This is a genomic window from Streptomyces sp. NPDC047081 (assembly GCF_040643775.1).
Taxonomy (GTDB): Bacteria; Actinomycetota; Actinomycetes; order Streptomycetales; family Streptomycetaceae; genus Streptomyces.
Window position 1 is genome coordinate 42,228 of sequence record NZ_JBEYUY010000006.1, and the last position, 24,476, is coordinate 66,703.

Genomic DNA, 24,476 nt, shown 5'->3' on the forward strand with positions numbered 1-24,476 from the left:
AACCTGCAAAGAGCGGATGCCGGATCTCATTCCTCAAACACGCACAGTTACTTCGACGACTCGGGCTCGAACGTGTTCGCGAGCGTCTTCCACGTGTCCTTACGAAGTTCGGTGCCCCAATTGGCCGCTTTCGCGGTGTACATCAGCGCATACCCGAGATGACTGTTGACGACGAACCCCCGGTCGATCGTCCGGTACTCGGTCCCGCTCTCCACATAGGTGAACTCCCAGTCGGCCGTGTTCCAGCCGCGGTAGCTCACCGCCTCTATTCGGATCTTCCGGTACTGCGAGCGCGTCATGTAGCGCTCCTGGTTCTTCCAGTCGGCCACCGGATCACCCTTGGGCGTACTGGTCCAGGCGACCAGCAGCTTCTGCCCGTCGGGCCCGGTGAACCGGTCCCCCGCCGCCCCCGTCGACTCGTACTTCCAGCCCTTGGGCAACCCGATCGAGTACCCCTGACCGCCCTTGTACGTCTTCTCGACCGCGCTGCCACCGGACGAACCGTCCACCCCCGCACCGCTGGCGCCGGACGCGGACGGGCTGTTGCTGGGCGTGCTCCCGCCCGCAGCGGCCCCGGGCGAAGCCGTCGAGCCGCTGTCCGTCTGGGTCCCGCCGCTCTTGTCCTCCTTGGTGTCGGCACTGGCCGACGCGCTCGCAACGGCCTTGCCACCGCTGCCCTTCGCCCCGTCGGAGTCCTTGCCGTCGTCCCCGCCGAGCGTGATCGCCAGCACGGTCCCGAGCACCGCCAGCGCGACGACCACCGCGATGATCACCAAGGTCCGCTTCGGCACCACATCGGTGAGCGGCGCCCTCGGCACGGGCCGCGGCGGCAGCTCCGGCAGATCCGGCGGCGCCAACTTGGGCCAGCCCGAACTCGCCCCGCCCGCGGCCCCCTTGGCGGAGCCCGCGGAAGACGGCGAGGCCGAGGAGGAAGGCGTGGCGGAGGCAGCCGCAGAAGAGGTGGACCCGGAGGAGGACGTGAAGCCGGACGATCCCTTGGTGGCACCCGCGGACGTCGAAGAACCCACCGGAGCCGCCGACGCCGACACCGGCTTACCACCAGACCTGGCCGGCGGCACAGGCGGAGCGGACGGCGCCGACGAAGCCGCCCCCGCCACCGCAGCGGAGCCCGAAGCCGCGGAACCCGAGCCCGCCGCCTTACCACCAGAACCCAAACCAGAACCAGAACCGGACCCGGCCCCGGAACCGGACACCGAACCGGAACCAGCCCCCGTCCGCACCCCCGCCCCGGCCGCCCCACCCGACGCACTCCCGCCGGTCTCCGAACCCGCCTTGCCGCCCGCCGACTTGCCCCGGGACACAGCCGCCGATCCGGCCACCGCCCCCGCGGCCCCCGCGGCCTTGCGCATCGAACGCAGCGCCCCGCGCAGCTTCTCCGCCGCCTCCTCGCCCCGCTTGCCACCGGAGCCGCCCGAACTCCCCTTGCCCGAAGGCCCGTCGGGCTGCGCCGGGATCGGCACGACCCGGGTCGCGTCCGCCGGCGGCTCCGGCTCGGCCGGCTTCGGCTCGGGCGCGTGGATCACCGCGTTGAACATCGCCCGGGCCCGCGCGTCGTCCAGCCGCTTCGCCGGATCCTTGGTGAGCAGCCCGTAGATGACGTCCTTCAGCGGCCCCGCGTTCTTCGGCTCCTCCAGCGGCTCCGTCATCACCGCGGTCAGCGTCGCGATCGCCGACCCCTTGTCATACGGCGGCACGCCCTCGACCGCCGCGTACAGCAGCCCGCCGAGCGACCACAGGTCGGCCGCGGGGCCCGGCTTGTGCCCGCGGGCCCGCTCCGGGGAGATGTAGGAGGGCGCGCCGACGAGCATGCCGGTCGAGGTGATGGACGGGTCGCCCTCGACCTGGGCGATACCGAAGTCGGTGAGCACGACACGGTCGGTGTCGGACTCCAGCAGCACGTTGGACGGCTTCACGTCACGGTGCAGGATGCCCTCGCGGTGCGCCGAACGCAGCACGTCGAGTATCGCGAGCCCCACCTCCGCCGCCCGCTTCGGCTCCAGCAGGCCGTCCTCCCGGATGACCTCGGCCAGCGACTTGCCCTCGACGAGCTCCATCACGATCCAGGGCCGGTCGTCCTCCTCGACCACGTCGAAGACCGTCACCGCGCTGGTGTTGCGGATCCGCGCGATCGCCTTGGCCTCGCGCAGCGTCCGTGTGATGAGCCGGCGTTTCTCGTCCTCGTCGATGTTCGACGGGAACCGCAGCTCCTTGACGGCGACCGTCCGGCCCAGGGTCTCGTCCTCGGCCCGCCACACCGTGCCCATGCCTCCGCGGCCGAGCACCCCTCCCAACCGGTACCGCCCGGCGAGAAGACGCTCGTTCTTGTCCTGACGAGTGTCCTGACGAGATGTGCCCGCCCGCTCCGCCTCCGACATGCGTCCCCTCATACAACCCGCCCTGACAGAGCCTCCATTGTCCCTCACCCGACAAGTGCCCGACGCCTAGGGTGCCCCTGTTCCCGCACGAGGTCCCGGACAACGGTTCGACACCGCCCCGGTCACCCACGCCTGCACGAACACACCCGCACAACCACCTCAAAGCCCCCACTCAGCCTCGGTCCCCGAGGACAGCCCACCCGGATCCACCGCCGACCCGAGGACAGCCCCCACAGATCCGCGACCGTTTCCGGGGAGACGGCCCACGTATGTCCGCCCCCGGCCTCGCGGGAACAGCCCCCGCCTGCCCGCCCCCATCCCGGAAGCGAGCCACACAGCTCCACCCTGCATGATGGCCCGCAACGAGGAAGGACCCCCACGATGCCGTCGCTGAGGACACTCCTGGCCGTGCCGGTGTCCCTGACCCTGCTGGCCCTCGCCCAAGCGGCCACCACCAAACTGCCGACCTCAGCCCCTGCCCCGGCCGCCGCCTCCCCTTCCCCGGCGCCGAGCACGGACACGCTCCTAAGGCTCCTGACCACCCAGGGCCACGCCCCCGCCGCCGCCCTCCTCACCCGCGAGGAACCGAACACCGGCACAGAGCCCGCCCCCGTCACCACCCACTACGCCCAGGCCGGCCAAGGCATCGCCCGCGCCGACCACTTCCGCGCCGGCAGCATCACCAAGACCTTCATCGCGACCGTCGTCCTCCAACTGGCCGCCGAACACCGCCTGTCACTGGACGACACCGTCGACCAGCACCTGCCCGGCCTGGTCCGTGGCGCCGGCAACGACGGCCGGACGATGACTTTGCGCGCCCTGCTCACCCACACCAGCGGCCTCTACGACTTCACCGTCGACACCAAGGGCGTCGTCCCCCTCTCCCCGCTTCAAGCCGTACGCATCGCCCTCACCCACCCCCCGACCGACCTCGGCCGCTACCACTACTCCAACACCGACTACGTCCTGCTCGGCATGGTCATCCGCCAGGTAACCGGCCGCTCGTACGCCACCGAGGCCGAGCGGCGCATCATCGCTCCGCTGGGTCTGACCGGCACCTCCTTCCCCGGCTCCCGCACCTCTCTCCCCTCCCCGCACGGCCGCGCCTACGCCGCCGACGGAACCGACGTCACCGAACTCGACCCGCGGGTGGCCGGGGCCGCGGGCGAGCTGGTGAGCACCCTCGCCGACCTGGACCGCTTCTACGCGGCGCTGCTCGGCGGTGAGCTGCTGCCCCCGCGCCGGCTGCGCGAGATGCTCGACACCCGTACCGCACACGGCCTGTACGGCATGGGCCTGTTTCCTCAGAAGCTGTCGTGCGGCATCACGGTGTGGGGGCACAACGGCCGTATCACCGGCAGCTACGTGCGCACCGCGGCCACCGTGGACGGTCGTCGCGTCCTCACCTTCCGGGTGAACACGACGGCGATCGCAGACCCCGACCTCGAACCGGCCCTGCTCGCCGCCGAGTTCTGCCCCCGCACCTCGTAGAACGCCCGGTCCCCGAACGAAGATCCCGCTCCACGACACCCGTTCGAGTGAACCGCCGGACCGCCCCAGCACGAGCCCAACCGGGAGACACCGCAGCCGCCGTCCGCCCGGGTCCCCGCCGCACTACAACGGCACGATGTCCGGCGCCCCCAACCGCGCCGCATCCGCCGTCAGGTCATCCGGCTGCCGCTGCGACTCCCGCTCCGCCTCCACCCGCTTCTCGTAGTGCTCGACCTCGCGCTCGATCTGGTCCTTGTCCCAGCCCAGCACCGGCGCCATCAGCTCCGCGGCCTCGCGGGCACTCCGCGTCCCCCGGTCGAACGTCTCGATGGAGATGCGGGTGCGCCGGGTCAGCACGTCGTCCAGGTGCCGCGCACCCTCGTGCGAGGCGGCGTACACGACCTCGGCCCGCAGATAGTCGTCGGCGGCCTGCAGCGGCTCGCCCAGGGAGGAGTCGGAGGCGACGAGGTCGAGGACCTCCTCCGCCATCGAGCCGTAACGGTTCAGCAGATGCTCCACACGCACCGCGTGCAGACCGGTCCGCGCCGCGATCCGCGCCCGCGCGTTCCACAGCGCCCGATACCCCTCGGCGCCCAGCAGCGGCACGTCCTCGGTCACGCACTCGGCGACGCGCAGGTCGAGCCCGTGCACCGCCTCGTCCACCGCGTCCTTGGCCATCACCCGGTACGTCGTGTACTTGCCGCCCGCCACGACGACAAGCCCCGGCACGGGATGCGCCACGGTGTGCTCACGCGAGAGCTTGCTGGTGGCGTCGGACTCGCCGGCCAGCAGCGGCCGCAGACCGGCGTACACGCCCTGTACGTCGTCCCGGGTCAGCGGCACCGAGAGCACCGAGTTCACGTGCTCAAGGAGGTAGTCGATGTCCGCGCTGGACGCGGCCGGGTGGGCCTTGTCGAGGTCCCAGTCGGTGTCCGTGGTGCCGATGATCCAGTGGCGGCCCCAGGGGATGACGAAGAGGACCGACTTCTCGGTGCGCAGGATCAGGCCGGTCGAGGAGTTGATGCGGTCCTTCGGCACGACCAGGTGGATGCCCTTGGACGCCCGGACGTGGAACTGCCCGCGCTCCCCCACCATCGCCTGGGTGTCGTCGGTCCACACGCCCGTGGCGTTGACGACCTGCTTGGCGCGGATCTCGTACTCGCCGCCCGCCTCCACGTCCTGCACGCGCGCGCCGACGACCCGCTCGCCCTCGCGCAGGAAGCCCGTCACGCGCGCACGGTTGGCGACCTTCGCGCCGTAAGCCGCCGCCGTGCGCACCAAGGTGGCCACATAGCGGGCGTCGTCCATCTGGGCGTCGTAGTACTGCAGTGCCCCGACCAGCGCGTCCTTCTTCAAGGCGGGCGCCACCCGCAGCGCGTGACGGCGGCTCAGATGACGGTGTGTCGGCAGGCCCCGCCCATGCCCGCGGGCCATCGACATGGCGTCGTAGAGCGCGACGCCCGAACCGGCGTACAGGCGCTCCCAGCCCTGGTGCTGGAGCGGATACAGGAACGGCACCGGCTTCACGAGATGCGGGGCGAGCCGCTCCAGCAGCAGCCCGCGCTCCTTCAACGCCTCCCGTACGAGTGCGAAGTCGAGCATCTCCAGATAGCGCAGGCCGCCGTGGATCAGCTTGCTGGACCTGCTGGAGGTGCCCGACGCCCAGTCGCGCGCCTCCACCAGACCGGTGGCCAGGCCGCGTGTCACGGCGTCCAGGGCGGTGCCCGCACCGACCACGCCGCCGCCCACCACCAGCACGTCCAGCTCGCGCTCGGCCATTCCCGCCAGTGCCTCGGCGCGCTGCGCCGGCCCCAGTGTCGCTGTCCTCACCGCTGCCTCCTGCTTATCGGTAGCGCCGGCCGCACCCGTCGGGCGAAGCCCGTTCCCTCTCCCCCATGCCCAAATTCTGACCGGCTTGCCCGACTTCAGCCACCACTCACCCCCAGCCTGTGGACAACACTCACGGAAACTCGACGAACCAATCCCGCAAATCGGTCATATTTACTCCTAGTCTGACATTGCGCTCGCTCGTTCTGTCCACAGGGCTTGCGCACCTGTCCCGCTTCGGTTACTGGGAAGGACGGCCCACGCCATGCCCGCAGATCTCGCCGTCATCGGACTCGGCCCGTTCGGCCTGCCCCTCGCCCAGGCGGCCGTCGCCGCCGGGATCCCCACCGTCGGCTACAAGACCGGCCCCGAGCCCGGCTCGCTGAGCGCGGCCGACCTGCGCCGGATGCTCTCGGGGGGCTTCCGGCACGCCACCGGCCCGGCCGAGCTCGGCCGTGTGCGCACCGCCGTCATCTGTGCGCCCACCCCGCGCGGCGCCGACGGCGGCCTCGACCTCACCCAGGTGGAGTCGGCCGCCCGCACCCTCGCCGCGCACCTGCGCCCGCACACCACCGTCATCCTCGAATCCCCGGTCCCGCCCGGCACCACCGAGGACCTGCTCCGGCCGATCCTCGAAGAGGGTTCGAGGCTCCGCGCGGGGCGCGACTTCCACCTCGCCTACTCCCCCAGCCGGGTCGACCCCGGCAATCGCGACTTCACCCCCGCCAACACCCCCAAGGTGATCGGCGGCCTCACGCCCGCGTGCACCGAGTCGGCCGCCGCCTTCTACGGCCGCCTCACCGACAAGGTGGTACGCGCGCGTGGACCGCGCGAAGCGGAGACGGTCCAGCTCCTGGAGACCAACTTCCGGCACGTCAACATCGCGCTCGTCAACGAGATGGCCGTCCTCTGCCACGACCTCGGCGTCGACCTCTGGGACGTCGTCCGCTGCGCCGAGACGAAACCCTTCGGCTTCCACGCCTTCCGCCCCGGCCCCGGCGTCGGCGGCCACGCCCTCCCCCAGGACCTGACCGGCCCGGCCGGCCGCACCCTGCGCATGGTCGAACTGGCCCAGCAGGTCAACAGCCAGATGCCCCGTTACGTCGTCCAGCGCGCCGCCACCCTGCTGAACGAGCATGGCAAGTCGGCCCGCGCCGCCCGCGTCCTCCTCCTCGGCGTGACCTACAAGCCCGACCTCGCCGACCAACAGGCCACTCCCGCGCGCGAGATCGCGATCCGCCTGATGGAGCTCGGCGCCCAGGTCAGCTACCACGACCCGCACGTCCCGTCCTGGAACGTCCTGGACCGCCCGGTCCCGCGCGCCGACTCCCTCTACGAGGCGGCGGCCGACGCCGACCTGACGATCCTGCTCCAGCACCACCGCACGTACGACCTGCAGGGTCTGTCGGTGAAGGCCCAACTCCTGCTGGACACAAGGGGAACGACACCTACCGGTGCGGCCCACCGTCTCTGAGGTCCGCTGACGTCGAATTCGCTGGTGGCAGTGTCACACCCACCTGTTAGTCTCCCCTCACTCGTCGCACACTCGTGCGCACGCATCTGAGCTTCACCATTCCGCTTGTTCCATCCCGTGGGGGGATCTCTGTCATGACCCAGTCAGTTCCGCCGCCGCAGCCGCAGCCCCAGCCGGTCGACGGCAACCCGTACGCGCAGGCCGCCGACGGCGCGCCGGACGCGCAGCAGCAGGGCGCCGCCGTACCGCCGCCCCCGGTGCCCGATGTGCCGTACGCCCCCGTCGCTCCCGCCCCGGCGAAGAACAACGTCGGCCTCGGTCTGGGGGCGGCCCTCGTCGCCGCCGTGGTCGCCGCCGGTGTCTACGGCGCGATCATCGGCCTGACCAAGCACGAGATCGGCTGGGCGGCGGTCGGCGTCGGCTTCCTGGTCGGCCTCGCGGCGGGCCGCGTCGGCGGCCGCAACCCGGTCCTGCCGGTCGCGAGCGCGGTCCTGTCCCTCGGCTCCGTCTACATCGGCCAGCTGGTCGGCGAGGCGATGATCGGCGCCAAGGAGACCTCGCTCAGCTTCACCGAGGTCTTCTTCCAGCACTTCGACGTCGTCCAGGAGGCCTGGAAGGCGGACGCCGACCCGCTGACGTTCGTGTTCTTCGCGATCGCCGCGTATGTCGCGTTCACCGGCGCCAAGAAGGCGGCGGTCTGACGCCGCCCGTGCGGGGCGGGGTGGCGCGTTGATTGTGAAGGGGGGCGCGCGGGTGCGACGGGCTCCGGGGCTGGTGGCATGCGGGGCGCGGCGCGGGTACCTTACGGAGACAGGTGGGGTCGGCCGTAGCGGGTACTACGGCGGGCTCGTGGATGGATCAGGGAGTGTCCGCCCCTACTCTCTATAGGGACGGCCGGTCACCATCACACCGACAAGGTGGAGCCCACCGCAGAGGGCACTGCAGCGGGCTCCTGAAAGTGAACGGAGTGTCCACCCCTAGTTCTTGTAGGGGTGGCCGCTCACCTTCCGTGGATCCGCAAGATCCACCTCCTCCGGAACTTCACCAGCCGAAGCCGAATGCGATCCCAGCGAGTGGGCTTGCGGTGACGGCCCATGGGCGCGCCCCCTTCCACGACGCCGCCCATTGACCCGGTGGACGGCCCATCGGAACCGGGCCGGGCCCCGGGCTACAAGGTCCGGACCGTGTTCCTTGGAAGGGGGCGCCCCAAAGAACGGAGCGCCAACACAGACGCTATCCGCCCAAGACCCGTCGACCAGGCCATTTCCGCCCTGAACACAACCGCACGCCCCCACACCACCCCACGCGCCCCGCGCAAGCCCCGGGCACACGAAAGGGGCCGGTCACCCCTCAGGTGACCGGCCCCCTTCCAGCCGTAACCCCTACCGCTTGTGCTGCGAGTCCGCCACCGTCACCTCGACGCGCTGGAACTCCTTCAGCTCGCTGTATCCGGTGGTCGCCATCGCCCGCTTCAGCGCGCCGAAGAAGTTCATGGAGCCGTCCGGGATGTGCGACGGGCCCGTGAGGACCTCCTCGATCGTGCCGACCGTGCCGAGGTCGACCTTCTTGCCGCGCGGCAGTTCCTCGTTGACGGCTTCCATGCCCCAGTGGTGGCCACGACCCGGCGCGTCCGTGGCGCGGGCGAGCGGGGAGCCCATCATCACGGCGTCCGCACCGCAGGCGATCGCCTTGGGGAGGTCGCCGGACCAGCCCACGCCACCGTCCGCGATCACGTGCACGTACCGGCCGCCGGACTCGTCCATGTAGTCACGCCGGGCCGCCGCCACGTCCGCGACCGCCGTGGCCATCGGGACCTGGATGCCCAGCACGTTCCTCGTCGTGTGCGCCGCGCCGCCGCCGAAGCCGACCAGGACGCCCGCCGCGCCGGTGCGCATCAGGTGCAGGGCCGCCGTGTACGTGGCGCAGCCGCCGACGATCACCGGGACGTCGAGCTCGTAGATGAACTGCTTCAGGTTCAGCGGCTCGTGCGAGCCGGAGACGTGCTCCGCCGAGACCGTCGTACCGCGAATGACGAAGATGTCCACGCCCGCGTCGACGACCGCCTTGGAGAACTGCGCCGTGCGCTGCGGGGAGAGCGCGGCCGCCGTGACCACGCCGGAGTCGCGCACCTCCTTGATGCGCGCGCCGATCAGCTCCTCCTTGATGGGGGCGGAGTAGATCTCCTGGAGACGGCGGGTCGCGGTCTCGGCGTCGAGGTCGGCGATCTCGTCGAGCAGCGGCTGCGGGTCCTCGTACCGCGTCCAGAGGCCTTCGAGGTTCAGGACGCCGAGGCCGCCGAGCTCGCCGATGCGGATCGCGGTGGCCGGGGAGACGACCGAGTCCATGGGGGCGGCCAGGAAGGGCAGCTCGAAGCGGTAGGCGTCGATCTGCCAGGCGATCGAGACCTCCTTCGGGTCCCGCGTACGGCGGCTGGGGACGACGGCGATGTCGTCGAAGGCGTACGCCCGGCGGCCGCGCTTGCCGCGCCCGATCTCGATCTCAGTCACGTCTGTGGCCTTTCCCTGATGCGTTCAGCGTCTTCCAGTATCGCCGACGGGTACGACAGAGGCGGCCCCGGATGCTTCCGGGACCGCCTCTACGCGCGCGTGCGACTACTTGCTGCTGTAGTTCGGCGCCTCGACCGTCATCTGGATGTCGTGCGGGTGCGATTCCTTCAGGCCCGCCGAGGTGATGCGGACGAAGCGGCCCTTGGACTCCATCTCGTCGATGGTGGCCGCGCCCACGTAGCCCATGGTCTGGCGCAGACCGCCGACGAGCTGGTGCAGGACGCTGGACAGCGGGCCGCGGTAGGGCACCTGGCCCTCGATGCCCTCGGGCACGAGCTTGTCGTCGGAGGCGACCTCGGCCTGGAAGTAGCGGTCCTTCGAGTACGACTTGCCCTGGCCGCGGGACTGCATGGCGCCGAGCGAGCCCATGCCGCGGTACGACTTGAACTGCTTGCCGTTGATGAACTGCAGCTCGCCGGGCGACTCCTCGCAGCCGGCCAGGAGGCTGCCCAGCATCACGGTGTCGGCGCCGGCGGCGAGCGCCTTGCCGATGTCGCCGGAGTACTGGAGGCCGCCGTCACCGATGAGCGGGATGCCGGCCGGGCGGGCGGCGAGGGAGGCCTCGTAGATCGCGGTGACCTGCGGGACGCCAATACCGGCGACGACACGGGTCGTACAGATGGAGCCGGGGCCCACGCCCACCTTGATGCCGTCGACACCGGCGTCGATGAGGGCCTGCGCGCCGTCGCGGGTCGCGACGTTGCCGCCGATGACGTCGACGGACACGCTGGACTTGATCTTCGACATCCAGCTGAGGGCGTTGCTGTTGTGGCCGTGCGAGGTGTCGACGACCAGGAAGTCGACGCCGGCCTCGGCGAGCGCCTGGGCGCGCTCCAGGGCCTCGGGGCTGGCGCCCACGGCGGCACCGACGAGCAGGCGGCCCTCGGCGTCCTTGGCGGCGTTCGGGTACTTCTCGGCCTTGACGAAGTCCTTGACCGTGATCAGGCCCTTGAGGACGCCGGAGTCGTCGACCAGGGGAAGCTTCTCGATCTTGTGGCGGCGCAGCAGCTCCATGGCCTCCACGCCGGAGATGCCGACCGTGCCGGTGACCAGCGGCATCGGCGTCATGACCTCGCGGACCTGGCGGCTGCGGTCGGACTCGAAGGCCATGTCGCGGTTGGTGACGATGCCGAGCAGCTTGCCGGCCGGGTCGGTGACCGGGACGCCGCTGATGCGGAACTTCGCGCACAGCGCGTCCGCCTCGGCGAGCGTGGCCTCGGGGTGCACGGTGATCGGGTCGGTGACCATGCCGGACTCGGACCGCTTGACCAGGTCGACCTGGTTGACCTGGTCCTCGACGGAGAGGTTGCGGTGCAGGACGCCGACGCCGCCGAGGCGGGCCATCGCGATCGCCATGCGGGACTCGGTCACCTTGTCCATCGCCGCGGAGAGCAGCGGGATGTTGACCCGGACGTTGCGGGAAATGCGGGACGAGGTGTCGACCGCGTTCGGGAGCACCTCGGACGCTCCCGGCAGCAGCAGCACGTCGTCGTAGGTCAGCCCGAGTGTCGCGAATTTTCCGGGCACTCCGTCGACGTTCGCAGTCATGACACCTTCCCCAAATGGCCTTGATCGGTGCGGATGTCCATGCTAACGGGAAGCGCAGCCATCAAATTCCACGGTTCCGCATGACCTCGGGCTTCGTATGTTCGTACGGAATCCCCGGGCGGCCTGTTCAAAGAAGGCAGGCCCGGCCGAAAAAGGCGCCCACCGCACAGGGGTTACTGCTCCGCCAGCGCCCTGAGCCGGCTCAGCGCCCGGTGCTGCGCCACCCGTACGGCCCCGGGTGACATTCCCAACATCTGACCCGTCTCCTCCGCCGTCAACCCCACGGCGATGCGCAGCAGCAGCAGCTCCCGCTGGTTCTCCGGCAGGTTGGCCAGCAGTTTCTTGGCCCATTCGGCGTCGCTGCTGAGCAGCGCGCGCTCCTCCGGGCCGAGCGAGTCGTCCGGCCGCTCCGGCATCTCGTCCGAGGGCACGGCGGTCGAGCCCGGGTGCCGCATCGCCGCCCGCTGAAGGTCGGCGACCTTGTGCGCGGCGATGGCGAAGACGAACGCCTCGAAGGGCCGGCCGGTGTCGCGGTAGCGCGGCAGGGCGAGGAGGACGGCGACGCAGACCTCCTGCGCGAGGTCCTCCACGAAGTGCCGGGCGTCGCCCGGCAGCCGGGACAGCCGGGTGCGGCAGTACCGCAGCGCCAGGGGGTGGACATGGGCGAGCAGGTCATGCGTGGCCTGCTCGTCCCCGTCGACGGCGCGATGGACGAGTGCACCGATCGCCCCTACGGCTTTGGCCGCCTCGTCGTCGCGCATCGGTCCATGGTGCCTTGCGGCGTTGCGGTCCGTGGCACCGCGTCCGATGTTGTGCACCGAAGCGTTATGAGCAGGTGCGCCGGAACTCATCCCTTGCGCCCTCCCCTTCCGCTCGACCGACTCGTCCCCGAGAGACTCCACACCTCAAGGATGCGGCATCGGCGCCGAAACAAGCACCGGGCGCCAAGACCCGCGCCCCAAAGGGGCGCGGGGAACTGCGCGACCAGCCACAACGCACCCGCAGCCGCCAGAGGACAAAGGGCGGCACCCCATTGGGCTAACGAACGAGGCCCCACCGGAAGCCAAGCGCCACCGCATGCGCCCGGTCCGACGCACCCAGCTTCTTGAACAACCGCCGAGCATGCGTCTTCACGGTGTCCTCGGACAGGAACAGCTCCCGCCCGATCTCCGCGTTGGACCGACCGTGGCTCATACCCTCGAGCACCTGGATCTCCCGCGCGGTGAGCGTCGGCGCCGCCCCCATCTCGGCAGACCGCAGCCGACGCGGAGCAAGCCGCCAAGTCGGGTCGGCAAGCGCCTGAGTGACGGTCGCCCGCAACTCCGCACGCGAGGCGTCCTTGTGGAGGTAGCCCCGCGCTCCGGCGGCCACCGCGAGCGCGACCCCGTCCAGGTCCTCCGCGACGGTGAGCATGATGATGCGCGCACCGGGGTCGGCGGACAGCAGCCGCCGCACGGTCTCGACGCCGCCCAGTCCGGGCATGCGTACGTCCATCAGAATCAGGTCCGAACGGTCCGCGCCCCAGCGGCGGAGGACTTCCTCGCCGTTGGCCGCGGTCGTCACGCGCTCGACGCCGGGCACGGTCGCGACCGCGCGGCGGAGCGCCTCTCGGGCAAGCGGGGAGTCGTCGCAGACGAGGACGGATGTCATGGCCGCCCTCCGCAGCTGATGCACGTCACCTTGAGCCTCCAGGCTGGTACGAAATCGTCACCTGTGCGGTCGACCGTCTCGGACACCAGCCCGAGCACTTGTTGCTTCAACCGCCTCCGCACTCTCAACGATGGTCACTCGAAAGAGTTACGGGGCTTTGTGCCATCTTCGGCACTCTACGTGAGGGTGCGGACACGGTGCAGGCACGCGCGGCGGACCCACAATGTTTCATCACAACCAGTGCCCCATTTAGCCCCATTTCTTCCCATCTGCTGGTGTCTGAGGCTAGATTCGCAATGAGTCATATTTTCATCTCCTTAGATCGTAGATGTACGGTCGTGGGCACCGTATCCGCTCAGAACGGCTACAAGGGGTCACGTAATGGCAGATTTCTCCCGCCTTCCCGGACCGAACGCGGACCTTTGGGACTGGCAGCTTCTGGCTGCCTGTCGCGGGGTGGACAGCTCGCTCTTCTTTCATCCGGAGGGCGAGCGTGGCGCGGCCCGGAGCGCTCGCGAGAACTCGGCCAAGGAGGTCTGCATGAGGTGCCCGGTGCGCGCGCAGTGCGCGGCGCACGCGCTGGCGGTCAGAGAACCGTACGGCGTGTGGGGCGGCCTGACCGAGGACGAGCGCGAAGAGCTCATGGGTCGGGCGCGGAACCGGCTGGTGTCGGCGGGGGCCACCAGCGGGGAGAGCGCTTCGAACAACTGAAGGAACGTTTCTGCGTTCCAGCGACTCCGAGCTCCCAGAACCCCGAGCTCCCACCGAGAAGGGCACGCGCGCGTGCCCTTCTTCATTGCCCTTCATTGCCCTTCATTGCCGGGCGGCGGCGCGGCCGAGCTGTTCCAGCGTGGCCGCGACCGCCGGTACCCGGGCCAGGTCGGGCAGGGTGAGCGCCACGATCTCCCGCCGCACCGCCGGGCGGAGCGTCAGCACGCGCGCGTGGCGCGGCCGTACGGACTCGATGGCGAGCTGCGGGAGTACGGCGACGCCGAGACCGGCGCCGACGAGGCCGACCACGGCCGGGTAGTCGTCGGTGGCGAAGTCGATGCGCGGGGTGAAGCCGGCCGCCTCGCACACCTCCACCAACTGACCGCGGCAGCGCGGGCATCCGGCGATCCAGGACTCGCGCGCGAGCTCGCCGATGGCGACGGCCCCGGCGTCCGCGAGCCGGTGCCGCTCGGGCACGAGCCCGACCAGCCGGTCGGTCAGCAGCGGCCGTACCACCAGGTCCTCCCACTCCCCCTCCTCGCCGCCCGCGCCCGCCGCACCCTCGTACCGGAAGGCGAGCGCCACGTCGCACTCCCCCGCGCGGAGCATCTCGACGGACGCGGGTGGTTCGGCCTCTTCGAGGGAGACGCGGGTGCCGGGGTGGGCGGCGCGCAGGGCGGCGAGGGCGGTCGGTACGAGGGTGGAGCTGCCGCTGGGGAAGGAGACCAGCCGCACCCGCCCGGCGCGCAGCCCGGCGATCGCGGCGATCTCCTCCTCGGCGGCGGTGAGACCGGCGAGGATGCCGCCCGCGTGCCGGACGAGGGCCTCGCCGGCCTGCGTGAGCCGCATCTCGCGCCCGTTGCGGACGAGCAGCGGGGTGCCCACGGACGCCTCCAGGGCCTTCATCTGCTGGCTGACGGCGGGCTGGGTGCAGCCCAGTTCGCGACCGGCGGCGGAGAAGGAGCCGGTGGTGGCGACGGCGCGCAGGACGCGGAGATGACGGGCTTCGAGCACGTGTCGAGAATAAGCGAGGCTTTGATACGACGCCGAATACCGCGTCGACACTTTGGGCGACGATCGCCTACCGTGCGGCCATGAGGCTTCTGTCAGTGAACCTGGGCCGGGCGACGGCCGCGCCCTACACGGACCACCCCGAGGGCCTGACCGGCATCGACAAGCAGCCGGTCGCGGGCCCGGTGCGGGTGGCGGCGCCCGGGCCCAAGGGGCTCGCGGGGAGCGGGCTGGCCGGCGACTCGGTCTGCGACCGGCGCCACCACGGCGGTGACGACCAGGCGGTGTACGCGGTGGCGCGCGAGGACCTGGACGAGTGGGAGCGCGAGTTGGGCCGCGCACTGCCGAACGGCTCGTTCGGCGAGAACCTCACCACGGAGGGCCTCGACATCACCGGCGCGCTGATCGGCGAGCGCTGGCGGATCGGGGCGGAGGTGGTCCTGGAGGTCACGTCCGGCCGGATTCCCTGCCGTACCTTCCAGGGCCATCTGGGCGAAAAGGGCTGGGTGAAGCGGTTCACGCGCCGCGGGGCCTCGGGGGCGTACCTGCGGGTGATCGTGCCCGGCGAGATCCGGGCCGGCGACCCGGTGGAGACCGTGCACCGGCCGGACCACGAGGTGACGGTGGGGCTCGCGTTCCGGGCGTCGACGACCGAACGGGAGCTGCTGCCAAGGGTGTTGGCGGCCGGCGCGGCACTGCACCCGGAGGAGCTGGAGGCGGCGCGCAGGTACGTGGCGAAGTACGGCGCCTGACATCCCGCCAGACCGGGTCTCCCCAGTTGCTTCACCACCGTCGGGCCGTGTGCAGAGATCGGATTCCCACAATCCGGGTAACTACCCTTGGGCCATGACAACGGCTCTGATTACGGGATCGACCGCGGGCATCGGCGCCGCGTTCGCACGGCGGCTGGCTGCCGACGGGCACAACCTGGTGCTCGTCGCCCGCGACACGAAGCGACTGCGCGACCAGGCGACCGAACTGCACGACCGGCACGGCATCGAGGCGGAGGTCCTCACGGCCGACCTCGCGACGGACACCGGCATCGAGACGGTGGCCGCCCGTCTGTCCGACCGCAAGAACCCGGTCGACCTGCTGATCAACAACGCGGGCTTCGGCAACAAGGGCCGCTATCTCGACGTCTCCATGGCCGACGAGCTGAAGATGCTCAAGGTCCACTGCGAGGCGGTACTGCGGCTGACGTCGGCGGCGACGGAGGCGATGCGGGAGCGGGGCCGGGGCGGGGTCGTGAACGTGGCGTCCGTCGCCGCCTTCGTGCCACGCGGCACGTACGGCGCGTCGAAGGCCTGGGTCGTCCAGTTCACGCAGGGCGCGGCGAAGGACCTGGCGGGCACCGGCGTACGCCTGATGGCCCTCTGCCCCGGCTTCGTCCGCACGGAATTCCACCAGCGCGCCGGAATGGGCACGGACAACATCCCGGGCTGGATGTGGCTCGACGCGGACAAATTGGTGGCGGCGGCGCTGAGCGATCTGGCGCGGGGGAAGTCGCTGTCGATTCCGGATCCGCGGTACAAGGCGTTGATGGGGATCGTGAAGGTGGCGCCCAGGGGGTTGTTGGGTGGGATTACGTCTCGGACCGGGCGGAAGTACGGGCCTCAGTAAGCGGGATGGGGACCGCGTGGCGCGCCCCCGCGGCCCCTCGGTGGGAAAATGGTGGCGTACAGCCGGACCCAGCCGGACCCAGGCGGACCGGAGGTGGCGCCATGACCTTCGTTCAGATCATCGACTGCAGGACCAGTCGGTTCGACGACATGAATCGGCTGATGGACACGTGGGTCGAGCAGACCAAGGGGAAGCGGACCGCGACGCACAACGTGATCGGGAAGGACCGGTCCGACGCGTCGCACTTCATCGAGATCGTGGAGTTTCCGTCGTACGAGGAGGCCATGCGGAACTCCAATCTTCCCGAGACGGACAAGATATTCCGGGAGATGGTCGCGCTCTGTGACGAGATGCCGACCTTCACGGATCTGGACGTCGTGCGGGACGAGCAGCTGTACGCGCAGAACGCGCGGCGGTTCTTCGAGACCATCGCCGTCTCCGGCGAGCTGCCGGCGCTGGACGACCTGGTCGCCGAGAACTACCACGACCACGATCCCTCGAACGAGCAGGACACCATCGGGATGGATGCCCTGCGGCGCGAGATCGGGATGTGGCGCAGTGGATTCGAGTTCGAGTTCGACATCCAGGATCAGATCGCCCAGGAGGACCGGGTGTGTACCCGGTGGACCTGGAACGCGACTCAGACCGGTGAGTTCATGGGGATTCCCGCCAGTGGGAAGAAGGTGTCCATGACCGGCGTCACCACTCACCGCTTCGGCGAGCACGGGAAGATCGTCGAGGCCTGGTGGGAGTACGACCGACTGGGGCTGATGGCCCAGTTGGGCGCCCTTGAGGGGCTTGAGCAGTAGGACGGCAGCCAAAAAGAGCGAAGGCCCGGCGCCCCCTGTCTGCAGGGTGCCGGGCCTTCCTACTGCGTCAGTGACTTACGTCAGTGCGCGTGGCCGTGGGAGTGGCCGGCCGCCGCCGGCTCCTCCTCTTCCTTCTTCTCGACGACCAGGGTCTCGGTCGTCAGGAGGAGGGACGCGATGGACGCGGCGTTCTCCAGGGCGGAGCGGGTGACCTTCACCGGGTCGATGACGCCGGCCTTGACCAGGTCGCCGTACTCGCCGGTGGCGGCGTTGAAGCCCTGGCCCTTGTCGAGCTCGGCGACCTTGGAGGTGATGACGTAACCCTCCAGGCCGGCGTTCTCGGCGATCCAGCGCAGCGGCTCGACGACCGCGCGGCGGACGACCGCGACACCGGTGGCCTCGTCGCCGGTCTTGCCGAGGCCGCCCTCCAGCACCTTCGCGGCGTGGACGAGCGCGGAGCCACCACCGGAGACGATGCCCTCCTCGACCGCGGCGCGGGTCGCGGAGATGGCGTCCTCCAGACGGTGCTTCTTCTCCTTCAGCTCCACCTCGGTGGCGGCGCCGACCTTGATCACGCACACGCCGCCGGCCAGCTTCGCGAGGCGCTCCTGGAGCTTCTCGCGGTCCCAGTCGGAGTCCGTGTTCTCGATCTCGGCCTTGATCTGGGCGACGCGGCCCACGACGTCGGCGGAGTCGCCGGCGCCGTCGACGATCGTGGTGTCGTCCTTGGTGATCGTCACGCGGCGGGCGGAGCCCAGCACGTCCAGGCCGACCTGGTCGAGCTTGAGGCCGACCTCCTCGGAGATGACCGTGGCGCCGGTGAGGACCGCCATGTCCTGCAGCATCGCCTTGCGGCGGTCGCCGAAGCCGGGGGCCTTGACCGCGACCGCGTTGAAGGTGCCGCGGATCTTGTTCACGACGAGGGTCGAGAGGGCCTCGCCCTCGACGTCCTCGGCGATGATCAGCAGCGGCTTGGAGGCACCGGCCTGGATGACCTTCTCAAGGAGCGGCAGCAGGTCGGCGATCGAGGCGATCTTGCCCTGGTTGATCAGGATGTACGGGTCGTCGAGGACGGCCTCCATACGCTCCTGGTCGGTGACGAAGTACGGGGACAGGTAGCCCTTGTCGAAGGCCATGCCCTCGGTGAAGTCCAGCTCCAGACCGAAGGTGTTGGACTCCTCGACGGTGATGACACCGTCCTTGCCGACCTTGTCCATCGCCTCGGCGATGAGCTCGCCGACCTGCTGGTCCTGGGCGGACAGCGCGGCCACGGCGGCGATGTCGGACTTCTCGTCGATCGGGCGGGCGGTCGCGAGGAGGTCCTCGGAGACCGCGGCCACGGCCGCGTCGATGCCCTTCTTCAGCAGCGCCGGGGAGGCACCCGCGGCGACGTTCTTCAGGCCCTCGCGCACGAGCGCCTGGGCGAGCACGGTGGCGGTGGTGGTGCCGTCACCCGCGATGTCGTTGGTCTTGGTCGCCACCTCCTTCACCAGCTGGGCGCCGAGGTTCTCGTACGGGTCCTCGACCTCGACCTCACGGGCGATGGTGACGCCGTCGTTGGTGATGGTGGGCGCGCCGAACTTCTTGTCGATGACGACGTTGCGGCCCTTGGGGCCGATCGTCACCTTGACCGTGTCGGCCAGCTTGTTGACGCCGCGCTCGAGGGCGCGACGGGCGTCCTCGTCGAACTTCAGGATCTTCGCCATGGGAGCGGTTCAGCCCTCTCGGAAAACGTGGGTGAAACGAACTGCGCCCCGGAGGCCCGGCTTCATAAGGACGCGGGAACCCGGGGCGCAGCTCACAAGCAGAAAGTGCTTGAGGTGAATTACTTCTCGATGATCGCGAGCACGTCGCGAGCCGAGAGGACGAGGTACTCCTCGCCGTTGTACTTCACCTCGGTGCCGCCGTACTTGCTGTACAGCACGATGTCGCCGGTCTTGACGTCGAGCGGCAGGCGCTCGCCGTTCTCGAAGCGGCCCGGGCCCACGGCCAGGACGACGCCCTCCTGGGGCTTCTCCTTGGCGGTGTCCGGAATGACCAGGCCAGAGGCCGTGGTCTGCTCGGCGTCCAGCGGCTGGACCACGATGCGGTCCTCGAGCGGCTTGATGGCAACCTTGGAGCTGGCGGTCGTCACGATCCGACCTCCCCCTTCGGAGATCTCACGGGGTTAACTGTCTGAGGTGGCGACCAGGTGGATCCGTCGTCGCGGGTGCCGGACCTGCCCGTCGCGTAGTTGGCACTCTCCAGGGGGGAGTGCCAGACCCGAGACTATGACTGCGATTAGCACTCGGTCAAGCGGAGTGCCAATCGCGTCCCTGTGAGAAGTCGGAGCGCGTCCCTGTGAGAGGTCAGAGATAGTCCTCCAGTCGCCCCACCCGCAGCCCCCGCCCCCGCACCTCCCGCAGCAGCCGCGCCGTCCGCTGCTCCAGCGTCGTCCCCGTCCCCCCGTCCGGGTCCACGGCCACGATGTCCCCGGGCCGCAGCCGGTCCTCGCCGTGCGTGTACGCCAGCTGCCCGCTCCCCGTGACCCACGCCCGCCACAGCACCAGCGCCGAGACCCCGCAGTCGGCCGCCGCCCGCAGGGTCGTGGTGTCGTACGTGCCGTAGGGCGGGCGGAAGAGGTCCGGGCGGATGCCGAAGCGGGAGCGCAGCTTGTCGCGCTGGCCGCAGATCTCGGCGCGCTGGCCGGCGTAGGGCAGGCCGGGCAGGGCGGAGTGGTCGAGGGTGTGGTTCTGGAGGGTGGCGCCGACGGACTGGAGGCGGGCGAAGTGGCCGTACCCCGGTCCTACGACGTCGTCGGTGAGGAACACGCTGACGGGGAGCCGCCGTTCGCGGACCAGGGCGACGAAGCGGGGGTCGCGTTCGGCGCCGTCGTCGTAGGTGAGGAAGACGACCCTGTCGCGGGTGCGGACGCGGGAGACGACCGGCGGGAGCTGCGGGGCGGAGGGTCCGTGGGCCCGTACCCTTTGGGCCGCCTTCTTGCCCAGCCGTTCGATGGGGTCGACGGACTGGGCGCAGCCGGTGAGGAGGACCGCGAGGGCCAGCGCACCGGCCGCGAGCGCCGGCCGCCTCACAGGTAGTCCTCCAGGCGGGCCACCGCGTACCCGTCGGCGGTGACCCGGTTCAGGAAGCGGCGCATGTCGTCGACCATCGTGCCCTTCCACTCGTCGCGCCCGCGGAAGTGGGTGAGCACGATGTCGCCGGGGTGCAGGTCCCGGTCCCACTCGCGGTACTCCCAGTGGTCGACGAAGACCTCCTCGTCCCAGATCGGCGCGTACTTGATGCCGCACGACTTGGCGGCGCGCAGGGTGTCGCGGTTGTAGTTCCCGAAGGGCGGCCTGAAGACGGTGGGGGCCTTCCCGAACTCCTTCTTCATCACCTTCTGCATGCCGCAGATCTCGTGCCTCTGCTCCTCGTACGACAGTCCGGGCAGGAAGGGGTGCGTGAGGGTGTGGTTGTTCAGCGTCACGCCCTCGGACTGCATCTTGCGGAAGTACGGGTAGTCGTCCTTGACCAGGAAGTTGCTGAGGAAGGCGGTGTACGGGATCTTCAGCTCGCTCATCATCCGCAGGAACGCCCGGTCCTTCTCGGCGCCGTCGTCGATGGTGAGGAAGACGATCCGCTCCTTGGTGGGGACCGTGGTGAAGACCGGCGGGAGGCCGAGTTCCTCCTGGTCGTCGACCTCGAAGCCCTTGCGGGCGGTGATGTGCGGCTTCTCGACCGGGGCGGGCGGAGCCGTCAGCGGCACCTGCTTCAGCCCCCAGCGCTTCGCGGCCGCCGCCCGCGCGGTCATGGCGGCGCGCAGCCTGGTGGCGTACGAGTCGAGGGCACGCGCCTCGGGGGCCTTCAGCCGCGGCTGACCGGGGGCAGGAGGCACCGCCTTGGGCTCGGCGCTCTGTGCGCAGCCGGACGCGATGGCGGCGACGGCGAGCACGGCGATGACGCCGCGGATCCCGACCCGACGCGACGACCGATTTTTGTCATTTTGTACGACTACTCGCATGGTGCCGGATCTTTGCAGGCGCCCGCCCCGACCCCGGGCCGACACCGCGACCGGAGGCACACCATCCACCGACTGGCCCACAATGAGCCGGTGAACGACCTCGCCCCCCTCCTCACCCCCGAAGGCCGCGCCCTCCTCGACGAGGTACGCGGCACGGCCCCCGCCGACGAACTCGCCGTCGCCACCAGGCTGCGCCGCGAGCACCCCGCGGAGCTGGTGTCGGCGGCGCTCGGGCAGGCGCGGCTGCGGCAGCGGGCGGCGGCGAAGTTCGGCGCGGAGGATGCCGGGCGGATGTTCTTCACGCCGAACGGGGTGGAGCAGTCGACGCGCGCGAGTGTCGCCTCGTACCGCGCGGAACGTCTGAAGGGGCTGGGGGTCACCTCCGTCGCCGACCTGTGCTGCGGGATCGGGGGCGACGCCATCGCGCTGGCGCGGGCCGGGATCAGGGTCCTCGCCGTGGACCGGGATCCGCTGACGGCCGCCGCGGCGCGGGCGAACGCGGACGCGCTGGGGCTCGCCGATCTCGTCGAGGTGCGCGAGGCGGACGTCATGGAGGTGGACACGGCGGGCTACGACGCCGTGTTCGTTGACCCGGCCCGGCGGGGCGGGCGGGGCCGCATCTTCGACCCCGAGGCCTACTCGCCGCCGCTCTCCTGGGCGGTCGAGGCGGCCCGCGGGGCCCCGCACGCCGCGCTCAAGGTCGCCCCCGGCATCCCGCACGAGGCCGTGCCGGACGACGCCGAGGCCGAGTGGATCTCTGACGGCGGGGACGTGAAGGAGGCGGTGCTGTGGTTCGGGACGGAGCCGGGGGCGGTACGGGCAACGCTGCTGCCGGGCCCGCGCACCCTCCTCGGCAGGGGCCTGCCCGACCCCCAAGTCCGGCCCGTGGGGCGGTACTTGTACGAGCCCGACGGCGCCGTCATCCGCGCCCACCTCGTCGCCGAGGTCGCCGAAGACCTCGACGGCGGCCTGATCGACGGGACCATCGCCTATGTGACGGCCGACGAGCTGCGCCCAACCCCGTACGCCACCGCCTACGAGATCACCGACCAACTCCCCTTCAACCTGAAGAGGTTGAAGGCGCTGCTGCGGGAGCGGGAGGTCGGGATCCTGACCGTGAAGAAGCGGGGGTCGGCGGTGGAGCCGGAGGAGCTGCGGAAGAAGGTCAAGCCGAGCGGGCCGAACTCGGCGACCGTGTTCCTGACGCGGGTCGCCGGGGCGCCGACGATGCTGATCGGCGCCCCGGCGTAGCCGCTAGCCGCTACTGGTGCTGGACCGTCTTCAGCGGGCCCAGGTGCGGATCGGCCGTCGCCCGGCCGGACTTGGTGGTGGCGGCGGACTCGGTGCCCGCCGTGCGCTGGGCGAACGTGCTCGTGGACGACTCGACGCCGTTGTAGAACGGCTCGTACACGAACTGGCTTCCGCTCGCGCTCATCGACGCGCCTGCCGTGTTCAGCGCGCCCGCGGTGACCGAGGCCGTCGGACCGAAGGCGACGGCGGCCTGGGTGCCCGCGGACTCGCGCAGCAGGTAGCTCTTGACCTCGCTGGACAGGGCGGGCCGGGAGGTCCAGACGAGCGGGCCGTAGATGTTCATCGCCGCGCCCGCTGAGATGCCGTCGCGCCAGGCGCCGGTGTAGGCGAGGGCGATCTGGCCCGGGGTGGTCCACCAGAACTTGGCGAGGGCCACCGAGAGGCCTTCGCTGGTGGTCGCCGTGACCGGGTAGTAGTAGTACGTCGACGGCCAGTGGGAGAAGTTGGTGTGCGTCAGCGCGTACTTCGCGTCCGAGCCGACCGGGATGACCATGGTCTTGGCCGGGTTGAGGGTGTTGAGGTACGACTTCACCGACGCGGTCAGCTTCTTGCCGGCGGTGAGGACGAGGCCGCCCGTGCTGCCGGTGCCCTCCGCGCCCGCCGCCGAGGCCGCCGGGAGCGCCGCCTTGTAGTCGGTGCCGCTGGCCAGGAACACGTACTCCGGGGCGGTCGTGACGGCCTTGGCCACCTTGACCGAGGTGTCGTAACGGTCCGTGCCGGACAGCCGCTTGGGGACGTAGCCGAGCGCCTTCAGCTGCGTGGAGACGTTGGTCGTGAGGGTGGAGGTGCCGCCGAGCATCCAGACGGTCGCGCCCTTCTTCAAGGTGCGCTTCAGCTCGTTCTTCACCGCCGTCGACAGGGCCGTCTTCGGCGTCATCAGCACCGGGCCCTGCTTCTTGCCGGCCAGCGCGGGCGCGGTCAGCGAGTACACCGCGTCGTCCCGGTTGACCAGCACGGCCGCCTTGGCGTTCAGCAGGCCCGGCTCGCTCTGGCCGACCGTGTTCCAGCTGAAGCGGGAGGAGGCGATGTCGGTGGCATAGCTGTCGGCGCCCCAGACCCGGGCGGTGGTGTTCTTCCGCAGCGGCTGCCAACTGGGGTTGCTGCCCTGCCAGTCGGTGGGTACGGCGGTGAACTCGCCGGTGGCCAGGTCGACGTACTCGGTGGAGTGGACGTAACCGCCGCCGCCCGTCGCGGTCTCGACGTCGGCGAGGATCCGGGTGCCGGTGGGCGACCAGGACGGGTTGGCGTACGTACGCGCGTCGGTGGTGATCTGCTTGACGTCCGTGCCGTCGGCGTTCGCCGTGAAGATCTTGCCGCCGCGGACGAAGGCCAGCCTGCTGTCGTCCGGCGAGTAGGCGGGCTGCGCGGCGTCGGTGAGCACGCGCTTGACGGTCTGCGTGGACGGCTCGTAGACGTAGACGCCCGGGGTGGCGCTGCAGCCGCCGCTGCGACGCTCGAAGGCGACGAGGCCGGCGCCGCTCACGCTCGGGTCGCTGTCGCAGGCGCTCGACGGGCCCAGGGTGCTCGACAGCAGCGGCTCGGGGGCCCAGGAGCCGTCCGAGGGGCCGTAGGCGAGCTGGCCGCCGACGGAGAAGACGACGTAGCGGCCCCTCCAGCCGAAGGCCAGGTCCGTGTAGCCGGCGCCGCCGGAGCGCATGCCCTGGGCCTTGGGCAGGGTGATCTTCGTGGAGCCGGTGGCGCGCACGCTGGTGATCGTCTGGTCCAGGACGGTCGCGAAGCGGCTGCCGTCCGGCGCCCAGGCGCCGTACTGGCCGGAGCCGACGGCCGGGTCGGTGGCCGTACCGGTGGCCGCGTCGATCAGCCGCGGTCCGTCCACGAGGATCCTGCCCTCGGTGCCCGGCCAGGGCCCGGCGTCGTCGGCGACGGCACCCGGCGCGATCGCCAGGGTGCCCATGGCGGCCAGCACGGCCGCGGTGGAGAGCGCCGCGGCACGGCGGCGCGTGAACAGTCTCAAGTTGTCGACCCCCCATGGATCTGCACAGGCCCCGCACAGGGGGCTGGGTAACTGTAGTGACCAACGAGACGCATGGGGAACGG

At 70.6% G+C, this 24,476-nt stretch carries 20 protein-coding genes; 8 read left to right on the top strand and 12 right to left on the bottom strand.

Annotated features, from left to right (window positions below; genetic code table 11):
- Positions 1-47: 47 nt before the first annotated feature.
- On the bottom strand, positions 48-2,396 hold the full coding sequence (locus ABZ848_RS13050) for a serine/threonine-protein kinase (protein ID WP_360829948.1): 2,349 nt from the start codon (positions 2,394-2,396) through the stop codon (positions 48-50).
- 381 nt (positions 2,397-2,777) lie between these two features.
- Between ABZ848_RS13050 and ABZ848_RS13055 the strand changes: the two genes are divergently transcribed.
- Positions 2,778-3,887 (top strand): serine hydrolase domain-containing protein, encoded by a 1,110-nt coding sequence (locus ABZ848_RS13055; RefSeq protein ID WP_360829951.1) that lies wholly within the window; start codon positions 2,778-2,780, stop codon positions 3,885-3,887.
- A gap of 123 nt (positions 3,888-4,010) precedes the next feature.
- Here ABZ848_RS13055 and ABZ848_RS13060 read toward each other — a convergent pair whose 3' ends face one another.
- Complete coding sequence (locus tag ABZ848_RS13060; RefSeq protein WP_360829953.1) at positions 4,011-5,717, bottom strand: glycerol-3-phosphate dehydrogenase/oxidase; 1,707 nt, start codon at positions 5,715-5,717, stop codon at positions 4,011-4,013.
- A gap of 262 nt (positions 5,718-5,979) precedes the next feature.
- On the opposite strand from ABZ848_RS13060, the gene ABZ848_RS13065 reads away from it, so the two are divergent.
- Entirely contained in the window at positions 5,980-7,188 is a 1,209-nt protein-coding gene (locus ABZ848_RS13065; protein ID WP_360829956.1) for a nucleotide sugar dehydrogenase, read from the top strand.
- Between the two features lie 134 nt (positions 7,189-7,322).
- Positions 7,323-7,889 carry a hypothetical protein gene (locus tag ABZ848_RS13070; RefSeq protein WP_360829959.1) on the top strand — a complete coding sequence of 189 codons (567 nt, stop codon included), beginning with the start codon at positions 7,323-7,325 and terminating at the stop codon, positions 7,887-7,889.
- A gap of 681 nt (positions 7,890-8,570) precedes the next feature.
- On the opposite strand, the gene ABZ848_RS13075 is transcribed toward ABZ848_RS13070, so the two are convergent.
- The 4 genes from ABZ848_RS13075 to ABZ848_RS13090 form a co-directional block, all read right to left on the bottom strand.
- Positions 8,571-9,695: a GuaB3 family IMP dehydrogenase-related protein gene (locus ABZ848_RS13075; RefSeq protein WP_360829962.1), complete on the bottom strand. Its 1,125-nt coding sequence runs from the start codon at positions 9,693-9,695 to the stop codon at positions 8,571-8,573.
- A 105-nt stretch (positions 9,696-9,800) separates the two neighbouring features.
- The gene (guaB, locus tag ABZ848_RS13080) at positions 9,801-11,303 is read right to left on the bottom strand and encodes an IMP dehydrogenase (RefSeq protein WP_360829966.1); all 1,503 of its coding nucleotides are present in this window, start codon (positions 11,301-11,303) and stop codon (positions 9,801-9,803) included.
- 173 nt (positions 11,304-11,476) lie between these two features.
- The gene (locus ABZ848_RS13085; protein ID WP_242772277.1) at positions 11,477-12,064 is read right to left on the bottom strand and encodes a sigma-70 family RNA polymerase sigma factor; all 588 of its coding nucleotides are present in this window, start codon (positions 12,062-12,064) and stop codon (positions 11,477-11,479) included.
- Positions 12,065-12,341: 277 nt separating this feature from the next.
- Positions 12,342-12,953, bottom strand: a complete 612-nt coding sequence (locus ABZ848_RS13090; RefSeq protein ID WP_003948568.1) for a response regulator transcription factor — start codon at positions 12,951-12,953, stop codon at positions 12,342-12,344.
- A gap of 381 nt (positions 12,954-13,334) precedes the next feature.
- Between ABZ848_RS13090 and ABZ848_RS13095 the strand changes: the two genes are divergently transcribed.
- Positions 13,335-13,664: a WhiB family transcriptional regulator gene (locus ABZ848_RS13095; protein ID WP_360829970.1), complete on the top strand. Its 330-nt coding sequence runs from the start codon at positions 13,335-13,337 to the stop codon at positions 13,662-13,664.
- 102 nt (positions 13,665-13,766) lie between these two features.
- Here the strand turns inward: ABZ848_RS13095 and ABZ848_RS13100 are convergent, their stop codons facing one another.
- Positions 13,767-14,678, bottom strand: a complete 912-nt coding sequence (locus ABZ848_RS13100) for a LysR family transcriptional regulator (protein ID WP_360829973.1) — start codon at positions 14,676-14,678, stop codon at positions 13,767-13,769.
- An 80-nt stretch (positions 14,679-14,758) separates the two neighbouring features.
- Here ABZ848_RS13100 and ABZ848_RS13105 point away from each other — a divergent pair, with 80 nt between their 5' ends.
- The 3 genes from ABZ848_RS13105 (at position 14,759) to ABZ848_RS13115 (ending at position 17,104) form a co-directional block, all read left to right on the top strand.
- Positions 14,759-15,427: an MOSC domain-containing protein gene (locus ABZ848_RS13105; RefSeq protein ID WP_360829976.1), complete on the top strand. Its 669-nt coding sequence runs from the start codon at positions 14,759-14,761 to the stop codon at positions 15,425-15,427.
- 94 nt (positions 15,428-15,521) lie between these two features.
- A complete protein-coding gene (locus ABZ848_RS13110) occupies positions 15,522-16,295 on the top strand; it encodes an SDR family oxidoreductase (RefSeq protein WP_360829979.1) in 774 nt (257 codons plus the stop codon).
- Positions 16,296-16,396: 101 nt separating this feature from the next.
- The gene (locus ABZ848_RS13115; RefSeq protein WP_360829982.1) at positions 16,397-17,104 is read left to right on the top strand and encodes an ester cyclase; all 708 of its coding nucleotides are present in this window, start codon (positions 16,397-16,399) and stop codon (positions 17,102-17,104) included.
- An 80-nt stretch (positions 17,105-17,184) separates the two neighbouring features.
- On the opposite strand, the gene groL is transcribed toward ABZ848_RS13115, so the two are convergent.
- The 4 genes from groL to ABZ848_RS13135 form a co-directional block, all read right to left on the bottom strand.
- On the bottom strand, positions 17,185-18,810 hold the full coding sequence (gene groL / locus ABZ848_RS13120; protein WP_360829985.1) for a chaperonin GroEL: 1,626 nt from the start codon (positions 18,808-18,810) through the stop codon (positions 17,185-17,187).
- Positions 18,811-18,929: 119 nt separating this feature from the next.
- Positions 18,930-19,238 (bottom strand): co-chaperone GroES, encoded by a 309-nt coding sequence (gene groES / locus ABZ848_RS13125; protein WP_055493212.1) that lies wholly within the window; start codon positions 19,236-19,238, stop codon positions 18,930-18,932.
- Positions 19,239-19,452: 214 nt separating this feature from the next.
- On the bottom strand, positions 19,453-20,178 hold the full coding sequence (locus ABZ848_RS13130; protein WP_360829989.1) for a polysaccharide deacetylase family protein: 726 nt from the start codon (positions 20,176-20,178) through the stop codon (positions 19,453-19,455).
- Complete coding sequence (locus ABZ848_RS13135; RefSeq protein ID WP_360829992.1) at positions 20,175-21,107, bottom strand: polysaccharide deacetylase family protein; 933 nt, start codon at positions 21,105-21,107, stop codon at positions 20,175-20,177. The genes ABZ848_RS13130 and ABZ848_RS13135 overlap by 4 nt, the downstream gene beginning before the upstream one ends.
- Before the next feature lie 90 nt (positions 21,108-21,197).
- On the opposite strand from ABZ848_RS13135, the gene ABZ848_RS13140 reads away from it, so the two are divergent.
- Positions 21,198-22,358: a methyltransferase domain-containing protein gene (locus ABZ848_RS13140; RefSeq protein ID WP_360829995.1), complete on the top strand. Its 1,161-nt coding sequence runs from the start codon at positions 21,198-21,200 to the stop codon at positions 22,356-22,358.
- Between the two features lie 10 nt (positions 22,359-22,368).
- Here the strand turns inward: ABZ848_RS13140 and ABZ848_RS13145 are convergent, their stop codons facing one another.
- Complete coding sequence (locus ABZ848_RS13145) at positions 22,369-24,393, bottom strand: cell wall-binding repeat-containing protein (protein WP_360829998.1); 2,025 nt, start codon at positions 24,391-24,393, stop codon at positions 22,369-22,371.
- Positions 24,394-24,476 lie beyond the last annotated feature (83 nt).

Coding starts and splice junctions, on each gene's coding strand:
- ABZ848_RS13105 (WP_360829976.1), top strand. CDS start 14,759: ATGAGGCTTCTGTCAGTGAACCTGGGCCGGGCGACGGCCGCGCCCTAC.
- ABZ848_RS13090 (WP_003948568.1), bottom strand. CDS start 12,953: ATGACATCCGTCCTCGTCTGCGACGACTCCCCGCTTGCCCGAGAGGCG.
- ABZ848_RS13050 (WP_360829948.1), bottom strand. CDS start 2,396: ATGTCGGAGGCGGAGCGGGCGGGCACATCTCGTCAGGACACTCGTCAG.
- ABZ848_RS13085 (WP_242772277.1), bottom strand. CDS start 12,064: ATGCGCGACGACGAGGCGGCCAAAGCCGTAGGGGCGATCGGTGCACTC.
- ABZ848_RS13055 (WP_360829951.1), top strand. CDS start 2,778: ATGCCGTCGCTGAGGACACTCCTGGCCGTGCCGGTGTCCCTGACCCTG.
- guaB (WP_360829966.1), bottom strand. CDS start 11,303: ATGACTGCGAACGTCGACGGAGTGCCCGGAAAATTCGCGACACTCGGG.
- groL (WP_360829985.1), bottom strand. CDS start 18,810: ATGGCGAAGATCCTGAAGTTCGACGAGGACGCCCGTCGCGCCCTCGAG.
- ABZ848_RS13135 (WP_360829992.1), bottom strand. CDS start 21,107: ATGCGAGTAGTCGTACAAAATGACAAAAATCGGTCGTCGCGTCGGGTC.
- ABZ848_RS13095 (WP_360829970.1), top strand. CDS start 13,335: ATGGCAGATTTCTCCCGCCTTCCCGGACCGAACGCGGACCTTTGGGAC.
- ABZ848_RS13070 (WP_360829959.1), top strand. CDS start 7,323: ATGACCCAGTCAGTTCCGCCGCCGCAGCCGCAGCCCCAGCCGGTCGAC.
- ABZ848_RS13065 (WP_360829956.1), top strand. CDS start 5,980: ATGCCCGCAGATCTCGCCGTCATCGGACTCGGCCCGTTCGGCCTGCCC.
- ABZ848_RS13110 (WP_360829979.1), top strand. CDS start 15,522: ATGACAACGGCTCTGATTACGGGATCGACCGCGGGCATCGGCGCCGCG.
- ABZ848_RS13115 (WP_360829982.1), top strand. CDS start 16,397: ATGACCTTCGTTCAGATCATCGACTGCAGGACCAGTCGGTTCGACGAC.